The sequence below is a fragment of the Rhodococcus sp. 06-470-2 genome (genome assembly GCF_002258235.1).
GTDB lineage: Bacteria > Actinomycetota > Actinomycetes > Mycobacteriales > Mycobacteriaceae > Rhodococcoides.
This window is the reverse complement of sequence record NZ_NOYB01000032.1, coordinates 171744-194602: the sequence shown is the minus strand read 5'-3', so window position 1 is coordinate 194602 and position 22859 is coordinate 171744. Positions and strand designations below refer to the sequence as shown.

The following is a 22859-nucleotide window of genomic DNA, read 5'->3' as shown; positions in this document are numbered from 1 at the left end:
TCGTCAATCGTGGTTTCCCCGATGATCGCCCCCTCCATTCTGTCCGCCGATTTCGCCCGGCTCGCCGCCGAAGCCGAGGCGGTGTCCGGAGCCGACTGGTTGCACGTCGACGTCATGGACGCGCACTTCGTACCCAACCTCACCCTGGGGCTGCCGGTCGTGGAGAGCTTGCTGAAGGCGACGAACATTCCGCTCGACTGCCACCTGATGATCGAGGACCCGGCCCGCTGGGCACCGCCGTACGCCGAGGCGGGTGCGTACAACGTCACCTTCCACGCCGAAGCGACCGACGACCCGTCCGCGGTTGCGCGCGACATCCGGGCGGCGGGAGCCAAAGCCGGACTGTCCGTCAAGCCGGGAACACCCATCGAGCCGTACCTCGAGATCCTGCGCGACTTCGACACGCTGCTGGTGATGAGCGTCGAGCCGGGCTTCGGTGGGCAGTCGTTCATGCCGGAGGTACTCGCGAAGGCGAAAGCCGTTCGAGCACTTGTCGATTCCGGGGATCTGCGACTGGTCGTGGAAATCGACGGTGGCATCAACTCCGACACGATCGAGCAGGCCGCGGAGGCCGGAATCGACTGCTTCGTCGCCGGATCGGCCGTCTACAACACCGCCGACCCCGCAGCCGCAGTGCGCGACCTACGCGACCGAGCCGCCCGCGCATCACACCACCTGTCGTAATGAACGGCCAGGGCGCAGCACTGTCCGTCGCGGACGCCATGGCCCTCGCCGTCGAGGCATCCGAGTCCGCCCGGGGCATCAGCAGTCCCAATCCCGCGGTCGGTGCGGTGATTCTCGATGCCGGTGGCGTCGTCGTCGGCATCGGCTCGACGCGTCCGCCCGGCGGTCCGCACGCCGAGATCGTCGCGCTGGCCGATGCCGGTGACCGAGCGCGCGGCGGCACCGCGGTGGTGACCCTCGAACCCTGCAACCACACCGGCCGCACCGGACCGTGCTCGCAGGCCCTGATCGACGCGGGCATCGCGGCGGTCGTGCACGCCGTCGCCGATCCGAATCCGCTCGCATCGGGCGGCGCGGCGGCCCTGCGCGCCGCGGGCATTCGCGTCGAACAGGGGATCGGTGAGACGGCGGTGCGGCAGGGGCCGCTGCGCGCCTGGTTGCACAAGCAACGCACCGGTCGGCCGCACGTGACGTGGAAATACGCCGCCACCCTCGACGGACGCAGCGCCGCGGCGGACGGCACGAGCCAGTGGATCACCGGACCGCAGGCCCGGGCGCACGTCCATGCCGAGCGGGCCAAGCTCGACGCCATCGTCGTCGGAACCGGCACCGTGCTGGCCGACAACCCGCGACTGACCGCACGACGTCCGGACGGGACCCTCGCGCCGCACCAACCCGTGCGCGTCGTCGTCGGATCGCGGCCGACACCGTCGACCGCAGCAATCCGTGGGACGGACGCCCCCACGGTGTTCCTCGACACACACGACCCCGCGGCCGTGATCGACGCCCTCAGCGAGCACACCGACATCCAGATCGAAGGCGGCCCGACGTTGGCCGGGGCATTCCTCGCCGCGGGCCTGGTGGACCGCGTCGTGGCGTACGTCGCACCGGCAGTGTTGGGCAGCGGGCCCACAGCGGTGGAGAATGCGGGCATCGGAACAATTGCCGACGCAATTCGGTTCCGCACGGAGACAGTCACCATGATCGGCAACGACATTCTGATCGGCGTCGTGCCCGAAGGAGCGAAGTAGATGTTCACCGGAATTGTCGAAGAGCTCGGCGAGATCGTCGCCAAGGACGAACTGCCCGACGCCGCCCGGTTCACCGTTCGCGGCCCGGTGGTGACCTCGGATGCAGGCCACGGCGACTCCATCGCGGTGAACGGGGTGTGCCTGACCGTCGTCGAGGTGCTGCCCGACGGCGGATTCACCGCCGACGTGATGCAGGAAACGCTGAACCGCTCGAGCCTCGGTGCCCTCGAGGTGGGCAGCCGCGTCAACCTCGAACGTGCGGCCGCGCTCGGCAGCCGTCTCGGCGGCCACCTCGTACAGGGTCACGTGGACGGCACCGGAACGATCATCGGCCGATCGCCGTCCGAGAACTGGACCGTCGTGCGCATCGCACTGCCCACCTCGGTCGCGCGCTACGTCGTGGAGAAGGGCTCGATCACCGTCGACGGCGTCTCGCTCACCGTCTCCGGACTCGGCGTCGACGACGGAGCGCACTGGTTCGAGATCTCCCTGATCCCCACCACCCTCGACCTGACCACTCTCGGCACCGCCGAGGTCGGATCGCCGGTCAACCTCGAAGTCGACGTCATCGCCAAGTACGTGGAGCGGCTGCAGACGATCGACGCACAGTAAGTACTGTTGACATGCACGCAATCGATGGTGCATCGGAGAATTTCCAGGGCGCTGAGCCAGGCCCGAGACGTATGGAGCACACCGTGGTGACCAGGTTCGACAGTATCGAGCGCGCAGTTGCGGACATCGCTGCGGGCAAAGCAGTGGTGGTCGTCGACGACGAGGACCGCGAGAACGAAGGCGACCTCATCTTCGCCGCCGAGAAGGCCACCCCGGAACTGGTCGCCTTCATGGTCCGCTACACCTCCGGTTATCTCTGCGTTCCACTCTCCGGTGAGGACTGTGACCGACTCGGCCTGCCGCCGATGTTCGCCACCAATCAGGACAAGCACGGAACCGCGTACACCGTCACCGTCGACGCCCGCGAGGGCATCGGCACCGGAATCTCCGCCTCCGACCGGGCGGCCACGATGCGACTGCTCGCCGACCCCGACACAGGGGCCAACGACTTCACCCGTCCTGGCCACGTCGTACCGCTGCGCGCCAAGGACGGCGGAGTGCTGCGTCGCCCCGGCCACACCGAAGCTGCCGTCGACCTCGCCCGCATGGCAGACCTGCGGCCTGCAGGCGTCATCTGCGAAATCGTCAGCCAGAAGGACGAGGGTGCGATGGCCCAGACCGACGAACTGCGCGTCTTCGCCGACGAGCACGACCTCGCCCTCATCTCCATCGCCGACCTCATCGCCTGGCGTCGCAAGCACGAGAAGCACGTCGTCCGTGTCGCCGACGCCCGGATACCCACCGGTCACGGCACCTTCCGCGCCGTCGGCTACCAGAGCATCTACGACGAGGTCGAGCACGTCGCGCTCGTCCGCGGCGACATCGCGGGCCCCGACGGAGACGGCAACGACGTGCTCGTTCGAGTGCACTCCGAATGCCTCACCGGCGACGTGTTCGGATCACTGCGCTGCGACTGCGGACCACAGTTGGACGCGGCCCTGGAAATGGTCGCCGCCGAGGAACGCGGCATCGTGTTGTACATGCGCGGACACGAAGGTCGCGGAATCGGTCTGCTGCACAAGCTCCAGGCCTACCAGCTCCAGGACGCAGGCTCCGACACCGTCGACGCCAACCTGCAACTGGGCCTCCCGGCCGACTCCCGCGACTACGGAATCGGCGCACAGATTCTCGTCGACCTCGGCGTCTCGTCGATGCGGCTGCTGACCAACAACCCCGCCAAGCGAGTGGGACTCGACGGCTACGGTCTGCACGTCACCGAACGAGTGCCGATGCCGTTGCGCGCCAACGCCGAGAACCTCACCTACCTGCGCACCAAACGCGACCGGATGGGCCACGACCTCACCGGGTTGGACGAGTACGAGAACGGTCGTTCCGCAGGCTCAACTCCTGCATCCGAGAACGGGGCCACCTCATGAGCGGCGAAGGCGAACCCACCCTGCAGCTCGCAGGTGCCAGTGATCTCAAACTGGCGATCGTCGCCGGCCAGTGGCACCAGAAGATCTCTCAGGCTTTGCTCGACGGTGCACTTCGCAAAGCCGAGTCGGCCGGGATCGAGGACGTCACGGTCATCCGTGTGGCCGGAGCCATCGAACTGCCCGTCGTCGCGCAGGCGTTGGCCCGCAACCACGACGCCGTCGTCGCACTCGGCGTCGTCATCCGCGGTGGCACACCGCATTTCGAGTACGTGTGCGACGCCGTCACGGCAGGCCTGACGCGCGTCTCGCTCGACGAGGGCACTCCGGTCACCAACGGCGTGCTCACCACCAACGACGAGCAGCAGGCGCTCGATCGCGCAGGGTTGCCCGGTTCGTTCGAGGACAAGGGCGCGCAGGCCACGGCGGCCGCGATCGACACAGCGCTGACTCTCAAACACCTACGCCAACCCTGGACGAATCAGGAGTTCACGTGACCGGCAGCGCACCGTCCACCGAGTGGGACATGGTGGTGAAGTCGCGCAAGTCGGCTCGTTACGCCATCGCGACGGCGGTGTTGCTCGTGGTGGCGCATTCGACCGTTGCCGTCCTGCTGAGGGTCTCGCCGACCGGGGTGTACTTCAGAACCGCGGACCAACTGGCGATGGCAGGTATCGGACTTCTTCTGGGAGGCCTGGCGCTCGTGCTGACGCGCCCGCGCATTCGCGTCGGGCCTGCAGGTGTCGCGGTGCGGAACCTGTTGTCGGAGCGTCTGATCGAATGGGATCTGGTGCGTGGTCTGTCCTTCCCCGAAGGAGCCATGTGGGCCAGGATCGACATTCCCGACGACGAGTTCATCAACGTGATGGCCATCCAGTCCAACGATCGTGACCATGCGGTCGCGGCCGTACGAAAGTTCCGCACTCTCGAACGCACCTACGCGCCCGCCGCCTCCGTTCCGGACATCCCGGTCGATCGGGACTGACGTCCTACCTCCGCACCGCGGCTGAGCTGCGGATGCGGAGAACGTCGGACCCGACGGCTAACGTGGATGCCGTGTCCGACCCCGCTACCTACCGCCCGGCCACCGGAACCATCCCGGTGGAGCCGGGGGTGTACAAATTTCGCGATCCGCACGGCCGCGTCGTCTACGTGGGAAAGGCCAAGAGCCTCCGCAGTCGACTCAATTCCTACTTCGCAGACATAGCCTCGCTGCATCCACGTACTCGCCAGATGGTCACCACCGCGGCATCGGTGGAGTGGACCGTGGTGACCACCGAAGTCGAGGCCCTCCAGCTCGAGTACAACTGGATCAAGGAATTCGATCCACGGTTCAACGTCCGCTACCGCGACGACAAGAGCTATCCGATGCTCGCGGTGACGATGAACGAGGAGTTTCCTCGGTTGTTCGTCTACCGCGGACCCCGGCGCAAGGGTGTCCGCTATTTCGGCCCCTACGCGCACGCGTGGGCCATTCGCGAGACGCTGGATCTGTTGCTGCGAGTATTTCCCGCGCGCACGTGCTCGACCGGAGTGTTCAAGCGCCACAATCAGATCGGCCGGCCCTGCCTGCTGGGCTACATCGACAAGTGCTCGGCACCGTGCGTCGGACGGGTCAGCGCCGAGGAGCATCGGGCGACCGTCGAGGATTTCTGTGACTTCTTGGCCGGAAAGACGGACAAGCTCGTTCGTCAGCTCGAGAAGAAGATGCAGGCTGCATCCGAGGACCTGGATTTCGAGACCGCCGCACGTCTGCGAGACGACGTCGGTGCGCTGCGTCGGGCATTGGAGAAGCAGGCGGTGGTGCTCGGCGACGGCACCGACGCCGATCTCGTCGCCTTCGCCACCGACGCCCTCGAGGCTGCCGTTCAGGTCTTCCACGTCCGAGGCGGCCGCGTGCGCGGGCAGCGCGGCTGGGTGGTGGAGAAGGCAGGAGAGGTGATCGAACGCCAGGACGAGGCCGATCTGCCCGCTCTGGTCGAGCAGTTCCTGACGCAGTTCTACGGCGAGCAGGCCGCCCTGTCCGCACAGGCACCGGGCGGTGACGACGGTGGTTCCAACGCCGTCCCGAGGGAAGTCCTGGTTCCGGTCCTGCCGGACAACGCCGACGAGGTTCAGGCCTGGCTCAGTGAACTTCGGGGCTCGAACGTGACTCTGCGTGTTCCCCAGCGCGGCGACAAGAAGGCGTTGGCCGAGACCGTCGAACGCAACGCCAAGGAAGCCCTGCAGCAGCACAAGCTCAAGCGCGCGGGCGACTTCACATCGAGATCGGCTGCGCTGCAGGGTATTCAGGAGGCACTCGATCTGGACTCGGCACCGCTGCGCATCGAGTGCATCGATATCTCCCACGTGCAGGGAACCGATGTGGTGGCCTCGCTCGTCGTCTTCGAGGACGGATTGCCCCGCAAGAGCGACTACCGCCACTACGCGATCAAGGAAGCGGCAGGCGACGGGCACTCCGACGACGTGGCGAGCATCGCCGAGGTGACCCGTCGCCGGTTCCTACGGCACTCCGCGGACGGTTCGGCCGAGGGGACCGGAGGCGATCTCGCCCCCGAAGCGGCGTTGGATCCACAGACCGGCAGACCGCGCAAATTCGCGTATCCACCCAATCTGTTCGTCGTCGACGGCGGTGCCCCTCAGGTGGCCGCTGCCGCGGCCGTGCTGGACGAGCTCGGCGTGACCGACGTGGCCGTGGTCGGTCTGGCGAAGCGGCTGGAGGAGGTATGGGTTCCGGGGGAGGAGGATCCGGTGATCCTTCCGCGTACGAGCGAGTCGCTCTACCTGCTCCAACGGGTTCGCGACGAAGCGCACCGGTTCGCGATCACGTTCCATCGCAGCAAGCGATCGCGACGCATGACGGCCTCGGCTCTGGATTCGGTTCGCGGACTCGGCGAGTCGCGTCGAACGGCACTGGTGGCACACTTCGGTTCCGTCGCCAACCTCAAGCGTGCGACGGTCGCGGAGATCGTCGAGGTGCCCGGGATCGGAGAGACCACAGCCAAGTCGGTGCTGGCCGCACTGGGTTCCGACACGGACGACGCCGATGTAGGCGATGATGGCAGCGCAACTGCAACGACATCGGGCGAGAACACGGCGGAACATGCGATCGCACCGCGCGTGGAATCGGCGGGACAGGCTTCGTAGTGAGCGAACACCAGAGACAGAGACACCCACCGTCCGAAGACCATCTCGAACAGCCCTCCGCGGGGGAGTCGCGGCACGACGAGATCGAAGTGGCGTTGGTCACCGGGGTTTCCGGAGCAGGATTGCGCACGGCGGCCAAGATTCTCGAGGATCTCGGCTGGTACGTCGCCGACAACCTACCGCCGGAGCTCATCTCCAAGATGGTCGATCTCGGCCGCGAGTCCAAGCCCAGAATCGAGCGACTGGCGCTGGTGATGGACGTTCGAAGTCGCCTGTTCACCGGCGATCTGGGCTGGGTGGTCAAAGAACTCGATTCCAAGGGCGTGCGCAACAGAGTGCTCTTCCTCGACGCGTCCGACGCCGTGCTGATCCGTCGATTCGAGTCCAACCGGCGCAGCCATCCTCTGCAGAACGACGGTCAGGACGGAACCTTGACCGAGGGCATCACCGCCGAACGGTTGCGACTCGCCCAGGTCAAGGCGGCCGCGGATCTGACCGTGGACACCACATCCCTGTCGGTGCATCAATTGCGGCGCAAGATCGAGACGGTGTTCGGCGAGTCCGACACCACCGGCGTCGGGGTCACCGTGCAGTCGTTCGGCTTCAAGTACGGCCTGCCGATGGACGCCGACCTGGTCTGCGACGTTCGCTTTCTGCCCAATCCCCATTGGGTTCCGGAGCTGCGCGAACACACCGGCCAGGACGCGGACGTCCGGGATTACGTGCTGGGGCAGGACGGGGCACGCGACTACCTGCAGACGTACACGCATCTGCTGAATCTGACGATCGAGGGATACGTGCGGGAAGGCAAGAGATACATGACGGTGGCTGTGGGCTGCACCGGAGGGAAACATCGGAGTGTTGCGATGACCGAGGCACTGGCCGCGATTCTCGCCGATCAGGGTGATGTGTCGGTGCGGGTGCTGCATCGGGATCTGGGTCGCGAATGAGCGAGGTCGACACCGAAGTACCGGTATCGGGCCCCAGGATCGTCGCACTCGGAGGCGGTCACGGCCTGTACGCAACGCTGTCGGCGGCCCGGTTGCTCGGTCACGACGTCACCGCCATCGTCACGGTCGCCGACGACGGGGGATCCTCGGGACGTCTGCGGGCCGAGCTCGGCGTCATTCCGCCCGGGGATCTGCGCATGGCGCTGGCCGCGCTGGCACGCTCGGACGAGCGAACACAGCTGTGGACCGACGTCCTCCAGCACCGCTTCGGTGGCACGGGCGCGCTGGCCGGGCACTCGGTGGGCAACCTCATCCTCGCCGGCCTCACCGAGGTACTGGGCGACCCGATCGCCGCACTGGACGAGATGGTGCGGATGCTCGGTATAGACGGACGAGTGCTTCCGATGTCGCCGATCGCACTCGACATCGAGGCCGACGTCTCCGGTCTCGAGGACGATCCGCGCGTGAGCCGCGTCATTCGCGGACAGGTCGCGGTGGCGACGACTCCCGGCAAGGTTCGCCGCGTTCGGCTGCTTCCACCCGAACCGCCGGCGTCCGCGGATGCACTCGCTGCGATCGAGAAGGCTGACCTCGTGGTGCTCGGACCGGGATCGTGGTTCTCCAGCGTGATCCCGCACGTACTGGTGCCGGATCAGCTCACCGCGCTGGCTCGTACGAGCGCGCCGAAGGTACTGGTGCTGAACCTGGCCCCCGAACTCGGTGAGACCACCGGATTCTCCGCCGAGCGCCATGTCCACGTACTCTCCCAACACGCACCGGATTTGGGAATCGACTACGTGTTGGTCGATTCCGCCTCGGTCCCGGAAGGCAGCAACCGCGAGCACGTGGCGCGGGCTGCGGCCCGGCTCGGTGCCGAGGTCGTCTACGTCGACGTTGCCGAAAACGGCACCCACGCACATCATTACGGCAAGCTTGCCGCGGCTCTCGGCTCCATCGTGTCGCCCACCGGCGGCACCGCACCGACTGCCGCACGCAGAGAGGGGATCACTTCGTGGCCATGACAGCGGAGGTCAAGGACGAGCTGAGCAGGCTGACCGTCAGCCAGGTCAGTTGCCGCAAGGCCGAGGTGTCCGCACTGCTGCGATTCGCCGGTGGACTGCACATCGTGGCGGGCCGGGTGGTGGTCGAAGCCGAGGTGGACCTCGGGTCCATTGCGAGACGGCTGCGGCGGGAGATCTTCGAGCTGTACGGCTACTCCTCCGACGTGCACATGCTCGGCGCAGGCGGGCTACGCAAGACCTCGCGGTACGTGGTCCGAGTGGCCAAGGACGGCGAAGCGCTGGCCCGCCAGACCGGCCTGCTGGATCTGCGGGGACGCCCGGTTCGCGGCCTCCCCGCACAGGTCGTCGGCGGCACGGTGGGGGATTCCGAGGCGGCATGGCGGGGCGCATTTCTGGCGCACGGCTCCCTCACCGAACCGGGTAGGTCCTCGGCCCTGGAGATCAGCTGCCCCGGACCGGAGGCGGCGCTCGCGCTCGTCGGAGCCGCCCGCCGCCTCGGAGTGGCCGCGAAGGCTCGTGAGGTCCGCGGCACCGATCGAGTGGTCGTCCGCGACGGCGAGGCCATCGGAGCCCTGCTCACCCGCATGGGAGCACAGGACACCCGGTTGATCTGGGAAGAACGACGCATGCGACGCGAGGTCAGAGCCACTGCGAACCGGCTCGCCAACTTCGACGACGCCAACCTGCGCCGCTCGGCCAGGGCCGCCGTCGCCGCCGCAGCGAGAGTCGAGCGCGCCCTGCACATCCTCGGCGACGACGTGCCGGACCATCTGGCCGCAGCCGGATCGCTCCGAGTCCAGCACCGGCAGGCGTCACTCGAGGAACTGGGCCAGTTGGCCGACCCTCCGATGACCAAGGACGCCGTGGCCGGCCGAATTCGACGCCTGCTGTCCATGGCCGATCGCAAGGCCAAGGAAACCGGAATTCCCGACACCGAGTCCGCGGTCACCGCCGAGCTGCTCGACGAGGCGTGATCGGCCCGATCACGTGATGCGCGCGCTCTGCCTGCGCGCACACTAGGGTGGGAACCGCGTGTGGCACCCCGCACGCAGGCACAATCAGACATCTGTTTTCACAACTTTTAGGAGCGAACAGTGACGATCCGGGTAGGCGTCAACGGCTTCGGCCGCATCGGGCGTAACTTCTTCAGGGCTGTCGACGCGCAGAAGGCGCTCGGTACCACCGACATCGAAATCGTTGCTGTCAACGACCTGACCGACAACGCATCGCTCGCACACCTGCTCAAGTACGACTCGATCCTGGGCCGTTTGCCGCACGATGTCTCGCTCGAGGGCGAAGACACCATCGTCGTCGGTGGCCAGAAGATCAAGGCACTGTCGCTGCGCGAGGGCCCGTCCGCACTTCCGTGGGGTGACCTGGGTGTCGACGTCGTCGTCGAGTCCACCGGCATCTTCACCGACGCTGCGAAGGCCCAGGGTCACATCGACGCCGGTGCGAAGAAGGTCATCATCTCCGCGCCCGCCAAGGGCGAGGACATCACCATCGTGATGGGCGTCAACGACGACAAGTACGACGGCAGCCAGAACATCATCTCCAACGCGTCGTGCACCACCAACTGCCTCGGCCCCATCGCCAAGGTTCTCGACGACGAGTTCGGCATCGTCTCGGGACTGATGACCACGATCCACGCGTACACACAGGATCAGAACCTGCAGGACGGCCCGCACAGCGATCTGCGTCGCGCTCGCGCTGCGGCTCTGAACGTCGTGCCGACCGGCACCGGCGCAGCCAAGGCCATCGGCCTGGTGCTCCCGCAGCTGCTGGGCAAGCTCGACGGCTACGCGCTCCGGGTTCCGATCCCCACCGGCTCGGTCACCGACCTCACCGCGCTGCTGAAGAAGTCGGCCTCCGCCGACGACATCAACGCTGCGATGAAGGCTGCTGCCGAGGGACCGCTGAAGGGCATCCTGAAGTACAACACCGATCCCATCGTGTCCTCGGACATCGTCACCGACCCGCACTCGTCGATCTTCGACGCGCCGCTGACGAAGGTCATCGACGACCAGGTCAAGATCGTCTCCTGGTACGACAACGAGTGGGGCTACTCCAACCGCCTCGCCGACCTCATCGGTCTCGTCGGCAAGTCCCTCTGACACCGATGGCTGTCAAGACACTGCAGGATCTGCTCGATGCCGGTGTCGAAGGCCGTGGCGTCCTCGTGCGATCGGACTTCAATGTCCCGCTCGAGGACGGCACGATCACCGATCCCGGCCGTATCCAGGCGTCGATCCCGACTCTAGAGGCTCTGGTCGAGGCCGGTGCCAAGGTCATCGTCACCGCGCATCTCGGTCGTCCCGACGGTAAGCCCGACGCGAAGTACAGCCTGGCTCCGGTCGCCGCGAAACTCGGCGAGCTGCTCGGACGCCATGTTCAGCTCGCGGGCGACGTCGTGGGTCAGGACGCCGAGGCTCGCGCCGAGGGTCTGACGGACGGCGACGTACTGCTGCTCGAGAACATTCGCTTCGATCCGCGCGAGACCAGCAAGGACGAGTCCGAGCGAGCTGCCCTGGCTCGCGAGCTGGTGGCTCTGGCCGGCGACGACGCGGCGTTCGTTTCCGACGGATTCGGCGTCGTGCACCGCAAGCAGGCGTCGGTCTACGACGTGGCGCAGCTGCTGCCCCATTACGCGGGCACCCTCGTCGCTGCCGAGGTCGAGGTGCTGGCCAAGCTCACAGAGGACGCTGCGCGTCCGTACGCGGTTGTGCTCGGCGGCTCCAAGGTCTCGGACAAGCTCGGCGTCATCGAGGCGTTGGCCCCCAAGGTCGACACCCTCGTGATCGGCGGCGGCATGGCGTTCACCTTCCTTGCCGCGCAGGGATATTCGGTCGGCAACTCGTTGCTGCAGGAGGATCAGATCGGGGTCTGCAAGGACCTGCTCGAGCGCTTCGGCGACGTGATCCACCTGCCCGTCGACATCGTCGTCGGAGACAAGTTCGCGGCGGACGCCGAGGCGAAGACCGTCAAGGCGTCCGAGATTCCGGACGGCTGGATGGGCCTGGACATCGGACCCGACTCGGTCAGTCGTTTCGCTGTCGTGCTCTCGAATGCGAAGACCGTCTTCTGGAACGGACCGGCAGGAGTGTTCGAGTTCGACAAGTTCTCGGCCGGCACCAAGGGCATCGCGGAAGCGATCATCAAAGCCACCGAGAAGGGCGCGTTCAGCGTCGTCGGTGGCGGCGACTCCGCGGCTGCGGTGCGCACCCTCGGACTGCCCGACGACGGCTTCTCGCACATCTCCACCGGCGGCGGTGCATCCCTCGAATACCTCGAAGGCAAGCAGCTCCCCGGCCTATCCGTCCTGGAGGCGTAACGCATGGCACGTAAGCCGCTCATCGCGGGCAACTGGAAGATGAACCTCAACCACCTCGAGGCCATCTCGCTGGTGCAGAAGATCGCATTCTCGTTGCCCGAGAAGTACTTCGACAAGGTCGACGTCACGGTGATCCCGCCGTTCACCGACATCCGGAGCGTCCAGACTCTGGTCGAGGGCGACAAGCTCCTGCTCACCTACGGTGCGCAGGACGTCTCGTCCGAGGACAAGGGTGCGTTCACCGGCGAGATCAGCGGATCGATGCTGGCCAAGCTGGGGTGCACCTTCGTCGTCGTCGGTCACTCCGAACGACGCACGTTGCACAACGAGGACGACGCCGTCGTGCTCGCCAAGACGAAGGCGGCGCTGAAGAACGGACTGACCCCGATCGTGTGCATCGGCGAGGGTCTGAACATCCGCGAGGCGGGCGAGCACGTGGCCTACAACGTCGCGCAGCTCCGCGGGTCACTCGACGGACTGTCGGCCGAGGACATCTCGAAGGTCGTCATCGCCTACGAGCCGGTGTGGGCGATCGGAACCGGCCGGGTCGCGTCCGCGTCGGACGCTCAGGAAGTGTGCGGTGCCATCCGCGAGGAGTTGAAGTCGCTCTCCTCGGGCGAGGTCGCCGCGGGTGTACGCGTGCTCTACGGCGGATCGGTCAACGCGAAGAACGTCGGCGAGATCGTCGGTCAGCCCGATGTCGACGGCGCACTGGTCGGTGGCGCTTCGCTCAAGGCAGACGAGTTCGCCACGTTGTCGGCCATCGCTGCAGGAGGACCCCTGCCCTGATCGGCAACGCTACGACGAACGGTTTTCGGGCACCTCGCTTCGGCGGGGTGTCCGAAGCCGTTCACGGGGCCAGGTAGGCTGCTGAAGGCATCGAATCGAGTTTGAGGTGGACATGGATCTGTTTCTGGATATTCTGCTGGTCATCACCAGCCTGGCACTGATCTTGCTGATCCTGCTGCATCGCGGCAAGGGCGGCGGATTGTCCAGCCTGTTCGGTGGCGGAGTGCAGTCCAGCCTCTCCGGGTCGACCGTCGTCGAGAAGAATCTCGATCGCCTCACGGTCTTCACCGGCATCATCTGGCTCATCGCCATCCTCGGTATCGGTCTCGAGATCAAGTACACCTGATCGAATTCGGCTCCGAGTGCGAGTTGGTGACGGAGCGACGATACTGGGTGGATGAGCGAATCCTCCTACGAGTCAGTCGGTTCCCCAGCCTTCGTCCCACCGACAGCTCAGGGTCGAGAGTTGACAGAGCCTCTCCGTGAGGACATCCGCTATCTCGGCGGTATCTTGGGCGAGATCATTCGCGAGCACGAGGGCGAGGACGTCTTCGACCTGATCGAGGCAGCGCGCGTCGAATCCTTCGCGGTACGCAGATCCGAGATCGAGCGTGACGATTCGGTCGGACGTTACACCGATGTGGAAGTGGCACAGGCAGTTCCACTCATTCGCGCGTTCAGTCACTTCTCGCTGCTGGCCAATCTCGCCGAGGACCTGCACCGCGAACGTCGCCGAGCGATTCACCTCGACCGCCAGGATCCGCCGCAGGACAGCAGCCTCGACGCCACCTGGCTCAAGATCGATGCCGCGGCACCGTCGCGCGAGCAGGTGGCAGCCGCTCTCACCGATGCGTTGGTCGCCCCGGTGATCACCGCGCACCCCACCGAGACACGTCGACGGACCATCTTCGACGTGCAATCGAAGATCACCGAGCTGATGCGTCGCCGCGATGTCGCCGCTGCGGCGGTCGAGGGCAAGGCCGCCAGCGCGGCCAAGGAACTGGCCGCCATCGACGTGCAGATCCGCAGGCAGGTACTGACGCTGTGGGAGACAGCTCTGATTCGGTTGTCGCGGTTGCGGATTCAGGACGAGATCGAGGTCGGCCTCCGTTACTTCGAGTCTTCTCTGTTCGACGTCATGCCTGCCCTCAATGCGGATGTGCGTGCCGCGCTGCGCGCACGGTGGCCCGAGGACGATCTACTGCCGCGCCCCATCCTTCGCCCCGGTTCCTGGATCGGCGGCGACCGCGACGGTAATCCGAACGTCACCGCCGACGTGGTGCACACTGCGACACATCAGGCGGGTTACGTAGCGTTCGAGCACTACCTGGACGAGCTGGTCGCGCTGGAGAAGGAACTGTCGATGTCCGCGCGCCTGGTGGATGTCACCGAGGACCTCGCGGCTCTGGCCGGCGCATCGGCCGAACCGGACGATCGCCGATCGGACGAACCGTATCGGGTCGCGGTGGTCGGCATCCGGGCTCGGCTCACCGCCACCGCCGAGGCGGTGCTCGACGCCGTACCGGTCTCCGGCATCGACCTCGGAGCGCAGAAGTACGACGGCCCGCAGGACATCCTCGACGACCTCGACATCATCGACCGGGCACTTCGTGCGGACGGTGACGCGTTGATCGCCGACGATCGACTGCTCCGGCTTCGACAATCGGTCGAGACGTTCGGATTCCATCTGCAGGCGTTGGACATGCGGCAGAACTCCGAGACCCACGAAGAGGTGGTCGCCGAGCTGCTGGCCTGGGCCGGTGTTCACCCCGACTACGTGTCCCTGGGCGAGGACGAGCGGGTGTCGGTGCTGTCGCGGGAACTCGCGACCAGGCGGCCGCTCGTCGGCCCCAACGCGCAGCTCAGTGAGCTCGCGACGAAGGAACTGGGCATCGTCAGGGCGGCCAAGGAGGCCATCGACCACCTGGGCCCCGACACCATCCAGAACTACATCATCAGCATGTGCCAGTCGGTCAGCGACATGCTCGAAGCGGCCTTGCTGCTCAAGGAGGCAGGTATCTTCGACCCCGGCGCCGACGGTTCGGCACCGACCTCGACCGTCGGTGTCGTTCCGCTGTTCGAGACCATCGAGGACCTCCAGCAGGGCGCGGCGACTCTGCTGGCCACGCTCGACGTTCCGATCTACCGCGCGCTGGTCGCCGGTCGCGGCATGAACCAGGAAGTCATGCTCGGGTACTCCGACTCGAACAAGGACGGTGGATACCTCGCGGCCAACTGGGCGCTGTATCGCGCCGAGTTGGATCTACTCGAGGCATCGCGCAAGACGGGGATCCGGTTGCGGCTCTTCCACGGTCGCGGTGGCACGGTCGGCCGCGGCGGCGGTCCGAGCTACGACGCGATCCTGGCGCAGCCGCCCGGTGTGGTGCAGGGATCCCTGCGTCTGACCGAGCAGGGCGAGATCATCGCAGCGAAGTACGCGGAGCCGTCCTTGGCGCGACGAAACCTCGAGTCCCTGGTTGCCGGAACTCTCGAATCGACTCTGCTCGACGTCGAGGGCCTCGGGGACGGTGCCGAAGCCGCGTACGACATTCTGGACGATCTGGCCGCCAAGGCACGCGCAGCGTACGGCCGTCTGGTGCACGAGGAGCCAGGTTTCGTCGAGTACTTCCGAACGTCGACTCCCGTTGCCGAGGTAGGGGAGCTGAACATCGGCTCCCGTCCGGCATCGCGGAAGCCGACCAACTCGGTGTACGACCTGCGTGCCATTCCCTGGGTGATGTCGTGGAGTCAGTGCCGCGTGATGTTGCCCGGGTGGTACGGAACGGGATCGGCGTTCGAGGAGTGGGTCGGCGACGACGATTCCAGGCTCGAGGTGCTGACCGACCTCTACCGGAAGTGGCCGTTCTTCCAGACGGTTCTGTCCAACCTCGCGCAGGTCATGGCCAAGTCCGATCTGGGCATCGCGGCTCGCTACGCCGAGTTGGTTCCCGACGCCGATCTCCGGGCTCGGATCTTCGGCATGATCGAGGCCGAGCACGCCACGACGGTGCGGATGTACCTGAAGATCACCGGTCACAGTCGACTGCTCGAAGACAATCCGTCTCTCGAACGCTCCGTGCACAACCGATTCCCGTACCTCGAGCCGCTCAATCAGATGCAGGTCGAGATGCTCCGGCGCTACCGAAACGGGGACGACGACGAACGCGTCAAGCGAGGAATCCTGCTGACGATGAACGGTCTCGCGACGGCACTGCGCAACAGCGGCTGACCCGCACGAGGGGCGCGGAACCGGTCGGCGGCGAGAAGCGTCCAACGAGGTATGAGGCAGTGCAGCAACGACACCGATGCCTGGCGCGACGGATCCGCCTACCGTGCGAACGGTAGGCGGATCGATCGCTCGACATCAGGACGTGTTCGGTGCGTCGGCGACTACGACGGTGCGTGGCCGGGACGTGACCCCGACGCAGTCGAACCGGACTAGCTCCGGGCTCTCACACCGTGTCCAGCTTGGACGCTGCGCCGGTATCGAGGAACCAGACCGTCGATTCGGTGCCCAGTGCTCCGGCCGACGGGACGTCGTCGGGATCGGCCCCGCCCACCGCAGCAGCGACGGCATCGGCCTTGTTCGCTCCCGAGACGAGCAACCACACGTGCTGCGCGCGGCGGACCGCAGGCAGCGTCAGTGTGATGCGCACCGGTGGGGGCTTGGGGGAGTCCTCGACCGCCACGACGAAGCGATGCTGTTCGCGCACCGCATCGGTGTGGGGGAAGAGTGAATTGATGTGGCCTTCGCCGCCCATGCCGAGCAGATGGACGTCGAACCGAGGCGTCGGCTCGCCTTCGGATCCGGAATGCAGGATCTGTGCGTACGTTGCCGCGGCAACTTCGGGGTCGCTTCCGTGTGGTCCGTCGGATGCGGCCATTCGGAACACCCGATCCGGATGGACATCGACGTGATCGAGCAGCGCCTCCGAGGCCTGAACTTCGTTGCGCTCGGGATCGCCCGAGGGCAGGAAGCGTTCGTCACCGAAGTAGACGTCCACTCTGCCCCAGTCGATCGAGCCGGAGTCCGTGCGCAGCGCCTCCAGCAATGCGATTCCTGTGCCACCGCCGGTCAGCACCACCGACGCAGATCCTCGCTCGGCCTGCGCGGCGGTGATCACGTCGACGAAGCGCGATCGCGCTGCGTCGACAAGGGCTTGCGCGTCCAGGTACTGGAGTACCGATGTCTTACTCATAGCTCACTTTCGACAGTCCGTTCAAGGCGAGTTCGTAGATCTCGTCCGTGTCGAGTCTGCGCAGTTCCTCGGCGAGGCACTCGCGCGTGTTGCGCCGCGCCAGTGCGACTTCGGCGTCGGGCTGACCGGTACGCCGCAGGGTTGCGGTCTTACCGGTCTGCGGTCGCGTCAGCGAGATGCTGCTGTTCTCCCGGATCAGCTCGACTTTCAGCTCACCCGCACGGCGGTGGACCGGCACGTCCAGCTTCGCGGCCAGCCAACCGGCAAGGATGTCGAGTGCGGGCTCCTCGGCCAGTCCCGACACCGTGGCCGAGACGACAGCCTCGTACGGAGCCTGGTCGAGCGCGGTGGCCAACAGGCCACGCCAGTACGTGATACGACTCCAGGAGAGATCGGTGTCGCCCTCGGTGTAGCTGCTGAGCCGTCCCTTGATCGTCGCGGTGGTATCGGGGGAGTTCGTCGCATCGGTGATGCGTCGAATCGCCAAGCGCCCCAACGGATCCTTCGCCGGAACGGTCGGTGCCTCGTCCGGCCACCAGGCCACGATCGGGGTATCGGGCAGCAGGAACGGGATGACGACACTGTGTTCGTGGTCGGCGAGTTCGCCGTTCAGGCGCAACACGACGACCTCCGATGCACCGGCGTCGCCGCCCACCCGGATCTGCGCGTCGAGGCTCGACTCGGCCGACCGATCTCCGTGGATGAGCACGATGACGCGGCACGGATGCTCACGGCTCGCCTCGTTCGCCGCGTCGATCGCTCGTTCGGCCTTGGCCGGATCACGGCTGGCCACGATCAGAGTCAGCACTCGGCCGATGGTCACCGCACCGCCTGCTTCGCGCACCTCCACCAACTTCTTGCCGACCTCGGCCGTCGTCGTGGCGGGGATGTCGACAATCACGGTCTTCTCCATTCGCGTCCGGTGCGGTGCATCATCTCGTCACCCGAGGAGGGCCCCCAGGTACCGGCTTCGTACGGTTCCGCGGTGCCGCCGGAGGCCCAGAACTCCAAGATCGGATCGAGGATCTTCCACGACAGTTCCACCTCGGCATTGACCGGGAACAACGACGGCTCGCCGAGCAGCACGTCGAGGATGAGTCGTTCGTAGGCCTCGGGGGAGGATTCGGTGAACGCCTGGCCGTAGCTGAAGTCCATGCTGACGTCGCGCACCTGCATGCTCGAACCCGGCACCTTGGAGCCGAACCGCATCGTCACGCCCTCGTCGGGCTGGACTCGGATCACCAACGCATTCTGACCGAGTTCCTCGGTCATCGTGGCGTCGAACGGCAGGTGCGGGGCGCGTTTGAACACCATCGCGATCTCGGTGACTCGGCGCCCGAGTGCCTTGCCGGTACGGAGATAGAAGGGCACCCCACCCCATCGCCGCGTATCCACCTCGAGGGTGATGGCGGCGTAGGTTTCGGTGTTCGACTCGGAGTCGAACCCTTCTTCCTCCTTGAGCCCCTTCACTTTCTGGCTGCCCTGCCACCCCGCGGTGTACTGACCGCGCGCCGAGGTTCGATCGAGTGGCTCGGCGAGTTTGGTCGCCGAGAGCACCTTGATCTTCTCCGACTGCAGCTCCTTGGGGTTGAAGCTGACCGGCTCCTCCATCGCGGTGATGGCGAGGAGCTGCAGAAGGTGGTTCTGGATGACGTCGCGGGCGGCACCGATTCCGTCGTAATACCCTGCGCGACCACCCAATCCGATGTCCTCGGCCATCGTGATCTGAACGTGGTCGACGTAGTGCGCATTCCAGATCGGATCGAACAACTGGTTCGCGAAGCGCAGTGCGAGGATGTTCTGCACCGTCTCCTTGCCCAGGTAGTGATCGATGCGAAACACGGTGTCCTCGGGGAACACTCGGTTGACGACGGCATTGAGCTCTTTCGCGCTCTGCAGGTCGTGGCCGAACGGCTTCTCGATCACCACACGTCGCCAGTTGCCGTCCTCGCCCTGCGCCAGACCGGACCGAGACAGCTGCTCGAGAACGACGGGAAAGGCGCTGGGCGGAATGGACAGGTAGAAGGCGTGATTGCCGCCGGTACCGCGGGTCTCGTCGAGTTCGGTCAGTGTCCGCGACAGCTCGTCGAACGCCGCGTCGTCGTCGAACGTGCCCTGGACGAACCGGAATCCCTCGGCGAGGGTGTTCCAGACCTCCTCGCTGAACGGGGTGCGCGCGTGATCGCGCACGGAATCGTGCACGATCTTCGCGAAGTCCTGGTTCTGCCATTCCCGACGGGCGAAGCCGACCAAGGCGAAACCGGGGGGTAGAAGCCCCCGGTTCGCCAGGTCGTACACCGCAGGCATGAGCTTCTTACGCGCGAGATCGCCGGTCACTCCGAAGATGACCATGCTGCACGGGCCCGCTATGCGGGGGAGCCGCTTGTCCCGCGCGTCGCGGAGTGGGTTGACCCAGTCCGCGGAGTGGAGAGGTTCGGTTTCTGCGGTGGGCACAGTCGGTCAGCTCTTCTGACCCGCTTGGCGAAGCTGCTCGCCGGTGGCTTCGAGCAACTCGTTCCAGGCCGCCTCGAACTTCTGGACGCCTTCGTTCTCCAACGTCAGGAAGACGTCGGTGATGTCGATCCCGAGTGCCGAGATGCGGTCGAAGATCTCCTGCGATTCCGGTCCCTTGCCCGATACGGTGTCGCCGACGATCTCGCCGTGATCGGCAACCGCGTCCATGGTCTTCTCCGGCATCGTGTTCACCGTGTTCGGTGAGACGAGCTCGGTGACGTACATGGTGTCGGGGTAGGCGTCGGACTTCACGCCGGTCGACGCCCACAACGGACGCTGCGGGCGTGCGCCACTGCCGACGAGCTCGCGGAACCGAGGGGCCACCTCGAAGATCTGCTGGTACGCCACGTACGCCAGACGAGCGTTGGCCAGAGCGGCCTTGCCCTTGAGTGCCTCGGCATCAGGGGTACCGATTGCATCGAGACGGGAATCGATCTCGCTGTCGACGCGGGAGACGAAGAACGACGCGACCGAGTGGATCTTGTCGAGGTCGTGGCCGGCCGCACGCGCCTTCTCCAGACCGTCGAGGTAGGCGTTCATCACCAGCTCGTAGCGTTCGACGGAGAAGATGAGCGTGACGTTGACGCTGATGCCCTCGCCGATCACCTTGGCGATAGCGGGAATCCCCTCCTCGGTCGCAGGGATCTTGATCAGCAGATTCGGACGGTCGACGATCTTCCACAGTTCGACGGCCTGCTCGTACGTCTTGTCGGCGTCGTGTGCCACGCGCGGATCGACCTCGATGGACACGCGGCCGTCGACGCCTGCACTTGCCTCGTATTGAGGCATCAGGATGTCGCAGGCCTCGCGAACGTCGTCCGTGGTGACCGTGCGGATGGTGGTCTCGACGTCGGCACCTTCACCGGCGAGCTTGTTCACCTGCTCGTCGTACGCCTCGCCCTTGCTCAGGGCCGCCTGGAAGATCGACGGGTTGGTGGTCACTCCGACGACACTTTTCGTGTCGATGAGGTCCTGGAGGTTGCCCGAGCGGATGCGATCACGGGAGAGGTCGTCCAGCCATACCGAGATTCCGGCGGCGGAGAGTTCTGCAAGATTCTTGTTCTGGGTCATGAATTATCCCTTCACATTGGTGATGGAGCGCTGTGCGGCTGCCGTGACGGCCTCGGCCGTGAAGCCGAACTCGCGGAAAAGTGTTGCAGCGTCGGCAGATTCGCCGTAGTGCTCGAGCGAGATGATCTCGCCGAAGCCGCCGACGATCTTCCACCACGGCATCGCGATGCCGGCTTCGATCGACACCCGGGCCTTGACGGTGGGCGGGATCACCTGGTCGCGGTAGTTCTGATCCTGGCTCTCGAACCACTCGACGCACGGCATCGAGACGACGCGGGCGGCGATGCCCTGCGCCTCGAGCTGCTTCTGTGCCTCCACGGCGTACTGCAGCTCGGAACCGGTACCGATCAGCACGACGTCGGGGGTCGCCTTGGACGACTCGACGAGGATGTATCCGCCCTTGGAGACGCCCTCGTAGCTGGTGCCCTCGAGAATCGGGATGCCCTGACGCGTCAGCGCAAGGCCGACGGGTCCGCTGCTGCTGGACCTGGCCAACACTGCCTGCCATGCGAACGCGGTTTCGTTGGCGTCGCCGGGGCGTACCACCGAGAGGTTGGGGATGGCCCGCAGCGCGGCGAGATGCTCGACCGGCTGGTGCGTCGGGCCGTCCTCACCGAGGCCGATGGAATCGTGGGTCCACACGTAGATGGGGTCGATGTCCATGAGTGACGCGAGCCGGACCGCAGGCCGCATGTAATCGCTGAACTGCATGAACGTGCCGCCGTATGCACGCGTCGGGCCGTGCATCACGATGCCCGACAGAATCGCGCCCATCGCATGCTCACGGATACCGAAGTGCAGGGTGCGGCCGTACGGCTCGGCGTCCCAGTCGTCGGTGGAGATGGACGTGGGGCCGAAGGACTTCGCACCCTTGATCGTCGTGTTGTTGCTGCCTGCGAGGTCGGCCGAGCCGCCCCACAGTTCCGGCAGAACCGGTCCGACGGCATTGAGGACCTCACCCGAGGCGGCACGCGTGGCGACGGCCTTGCTACCGGGCTCCCAGGTGGGTAGAACGTCGGTCCAGTTCTCGGGCAACGTGCCCTGGGTGAGGCGATCGAGCAGCTTCTTGCGCTCGGGCTCGCGGGCGGCCCAGGCGTCGAACTGGACGGTCCACTCGGCGTGGGCCTTGCGGCCGCGCTCCTGCAGCTTGCGGGTGTGGCCGATGACCTCGTCGGTGACCTCGAACGTCTTGGCCGGGTCGAAATCGAGGGCCTGCTTGACCTTCGCGATCTCCTCGTCGCCCAGTGCGGCACCGTGGACTGCGCCGGTGTTCATCATGGTGGGGGCCGGGAAGCCGATGATGGTACGCAGCACGATGATCGACGGCTTGTCGGTGACGGCCTTGGCAGCCTCGACGGCTTCTTCGATCGCGGTGACGTTCTCGCCGCCTTCGACCACCTGTACGTGCCAGCCGTAGGCCTCGTAGCGCGCGGCCGTGTTCTCGGAGAGAGCGATGTCGGTGGAGTGCTCGATGGAGATCTTGTTGTCGTCGTAGAACAGGATCAGGTTGCCGAGCTGCTGAGTACCGGCCAACGACGACGCCTCGGACGTCACGCCTTCTTCGATGTCTCCGTCCGAGGCGATCACGTAGATGTAGTGATCGAACGGGCTCTCACCGAGTGCGGGCTCGGGATCGAACAGACCGCGCTCGCGCCGCGCCGCCATGGCCATGCCCACGGCGGAGGCGAGTCCCTGACCGAGCGGGCCGGTGGTGATCTCGACGCCGTCGGTGTGGCGGAACTCGGGGTGCCCGGGAGTCTTCGACTTGTAGGTGCGCAGTGCCTCGATGTCGGCGAGCTCGAGACCGAAGCCGCCCAAGTACAGCTGCAGGTAGAGAGTCAGGCTCGAGTGCCCGCACGAGAGCACGAACCGGTCGCGGCCGATCCAGTGCGTGTCGGTGGGGTCGTGACGCATGGTGCGCTGAAAGAGGGTGTAGGCGAGGGGAGCCAGGCTCATCGCGGTTCCGGGGTGGCCGTTGCCGACCTTCTGCACTGCGTCCGCTGCCAGAACACGAACGGTGTCGACCGCTCGGGTGTCCAGGTCCGTCCAGTCGCTCGGGTGGTGCGCCGTGGTGAGGACGTCAATATCGTCTGTGATCGACACGAGCAGAAATCTCCTGACATTCGTTCGAGTTGT

Annotated in this window: 20 protein-coding genes; 15 read left to right on the top strand and 5 right to left on the bottom strand. The window is 66.0% G+C overall.

The genetic code is table 11. The annotated features are described in order from the left end of the window. The first annotated feature begins 9 nt into the window (after positions 1-9). The 15 genes from rpe to ppc all read left to right on the top strand — a co-directional run bounded on the left by rpe (position 10) and on the right by ppc (position 16168). A complete protein-coding gene (gene rpe, locus CH276_RS16505; RefSeq protein WP_032398000.1) occupies positions 10-684 on the top strand; it encodes a ribulose-phosphate 3-epimerase in 675 nt (224 codons plus the stop codon). Next, positions 684-1715: a bifunctional diaminohydroxyphosphoribosylaminopyrimidine deaminase/5-amino-6-(5-phosphoribosylamino)uracil reductase RibD gene (ribD, locus tag CH276_RS16500; protein ID WP_094630021.1), complete on the top strand. Its 1032-nt coding sequence runs from the start codon at positions 684-686 to the stop codon at positions 1713-1715. Before rpe ends, ribD begins: the two co-directional genes overlap by 1 nt. After that, on the top strand, positions 1716-2327 hold the full coding sequence (locus CH276_RS16495) for a riboflavin synthase (protein ID WP_094630020.1): 612 nt from the start codon (positions 1716-1718) through the stop codon (positions 2325-2327). Between the two features lie 86 nt (positions 2328-2413). Further along, positions 2414-3703: a bifunctional 3,4-dihydroxy-2-butanone-4-phosphate synthase/GTP cyclohydrolase II gene (locus CH276_RS16490; protein ID WP_052050500.1), complete on the top strand. Its 1290-nt coding sequence runs from the start codon at positions 2414-2416 to the stop codon at positions 3701-3703. After that, positions 3700-4197 carry a 6,7-dimethyl-8-ribityllumazine synthase gene (ribH, locus tag CH276_RS16485; protein ID WP_032398003.1) on the top strand — a complete coding sequence of 166 codons (498 nt, stop codon included), beginning with the start codon at positions 3700-3702 and terminating at the stop codon, positions 4195-4197. The genes CH276_RS16490 and ribH overlap by 4 nt, the downstream gene beginning before the upstream one ends. A gap of 29 nt (positions 4198-4226) precedes the next feature. Then, positions 4227-4685 carry a PH domain-containing protein gene (locus CH276_RS16480; protein ID WP_032398448.1) on the top strand — a complete coding sequence of 153 codons (459 nt, stop codon included), beginning with the start codon at positions 4227-4229 and terminating at the stop codon, positions 4683-4685. A 71-nt stretch (positions 4686-4756) separates the two neighbouring features. Beyond that, on the top strand, positions 4757-6847 hold the full coding sequence (uvrC, locus tag CH276_RS16475) for an excinuclease ABC subunit UvrC (protein WP_094630103.1): 2091 nt from the start codon (positions 4757-4759) through the stop codon (positions 6845-6847). After that, complete coding sequence (gene rapZ, locus CH276_RS16470; RefSeq protein ID WP_441344218.1) at positions 6847-7797, top strand: RNase adapter RapZ; 951 nt, start codon at positions 6847-6849, stop codon at positions 7795-7797. The genes uvrC and rapZ overlap by 1 nt, the downstream gene beginning before the upstream one ends. Next, a complete protein-coding gene (locus CH276_RS16465) occupies positions 7794-8819 on the top strand; it encodes a gluconeogenesis factor YvcK family protein (protein WP_032398004.1) in 1026 nt (341 codons plus the stop codon). Before rapZ ends, CH276_RS16465 begins: the two co-directional genes overlap by 4 nt. Beyond that, entirely contained in the window at positions 8810-9793 is a 984-nt protein-coding gene (gene whiA, locus CH276_RS16460) for a DNA-binding protein WhiA (protein WP_032398005.1), read from the top strand. The genes CH276_RS16465 and whiA overlap by 10 nt, the downstream gene beginning before the upstream one ends. A 120-nt stretch (positions 9794-9913) precedes the next feature. After that, positions 9914-10933: a type I glyceraldehyde-3-phosphate dehydrogenase gene (gap, locus tag CH276_RS16455; RefSeq protein ID WP_032398006.1), complete on the top strand. Its 1020-nt coding sequence runs from the start codon at positions 9914-9916 to the stop codon at positions 10931-10933. 5 nt (positions 10934-10938) lie between these two features. Further along, positions 10939-12150, top strand: coding sequence for a phosphoglycerate kinase (locus CH276_RS16450; protein ID WP_094630019.1), 1212 nt, complete (start codon positions 10939-10941; stop codon positions 12148-12150). A 3-nt stretch (positions 12151-12153) separates the two neighbouring features. After that, positions 12154-12939 (top strand): triose-phosphate isomerase, encoded by a 786-nt coding sequence (gene tpiA / locus CH276_RS16445; RefSeq protein ID WP_032398008.1) that lies wholly within the window; start codon positions 12154-12156, stop codon positions 12937-12939. 112 nt (positions 12940-13051) lie between these two features. Next, complete coding sequence (gene secG / locus CH276_RS16440) at positions 13052-13285, top strand: preprotein translocase subunit SecG (RefSeq protein ID WP_032398009.1); 234 nt, start codon at positions 13052-13054, stop codon at positions 13283-13285. A 51-nt stretch (positions 13286-13336) separates the two neighbouring features. Next, on the top strand, positions 13337-16168 hold the full coding sequence (ppc, locus tag CH276_RS16435) for a phosphoenolpyruvate carboxylase (protein ID WP_094630018.1): 2832 nt from the start codon (positions 13337-13339) through the stop codon (positions 16166-16168). Positions 16169-16391: 223 nt separating this feature from the next. Here ppc and pgl read toward each other — a convergent pair whose 3' ends face one another. From pgl to tkt, 5 genes are read right to left on the bottom strand one after another with little or no spacing between them, the layout of a single operon-like run. Continuing rightward, entirely contained in the window at positions 16392-17138 is a 747-nt protein-coding gene (pgl, locus tag CH276_RS16430) for a 6-phosphogluconolactonase (protein WP_094630017.1), read from the bottom strand. Continuing rightward, the gene (gene opcA / locus CH276_RS16425) at positions 17131-18039 is read right to left on the bottom strand and encodes a glucose-6-phosphate dehydrogenase assembly protein OpcA (protein WP_176459282.1); all 909 of its coding nucleotides are present in this window, start codon (positions 18037-18039) and stop codon (positions 17131-17133) included. The genes pgl and opcA overlap by 8 nt, the downstream gene beginning before the upstream one ends. Beyond that, entirely contained in the window at positions 18036-19592 is a 1557-nt protein-coding gene (gene zwf / locus CH276_RS16420; RefSeq protein WP_032398013.1) for a glucose-6-phosphate dehydrogenase, read from the bottom strand. Before zwf ends, opcA begins: the two co-directional genes overlap by 4 nt. Positions 19593-19598: 6 nt before the next feature. Then, a complete protein-coding gene (gene tal / locus CH276_RS16415; RefSeq protein WP_094630016.1) occupies positions 19599-20723 on the bottom strand; it encodes a transaldolase in 1125 nt (374 codons plus the stop codon). A 3-nt stretch (positions 20724-20726) separates the two neighbouring features. Beyond that, positions 20727-22826, bottom strand: coding sequence for a transketolase (tkt, locus tag CH276_RS16410; protein WP_094630015.1), 2100 nt, complete (start codon positions 22824-22826; stop codon positions 20727-20729). Positions 22827-22859 lie beyond the last annotated feature (33 nt).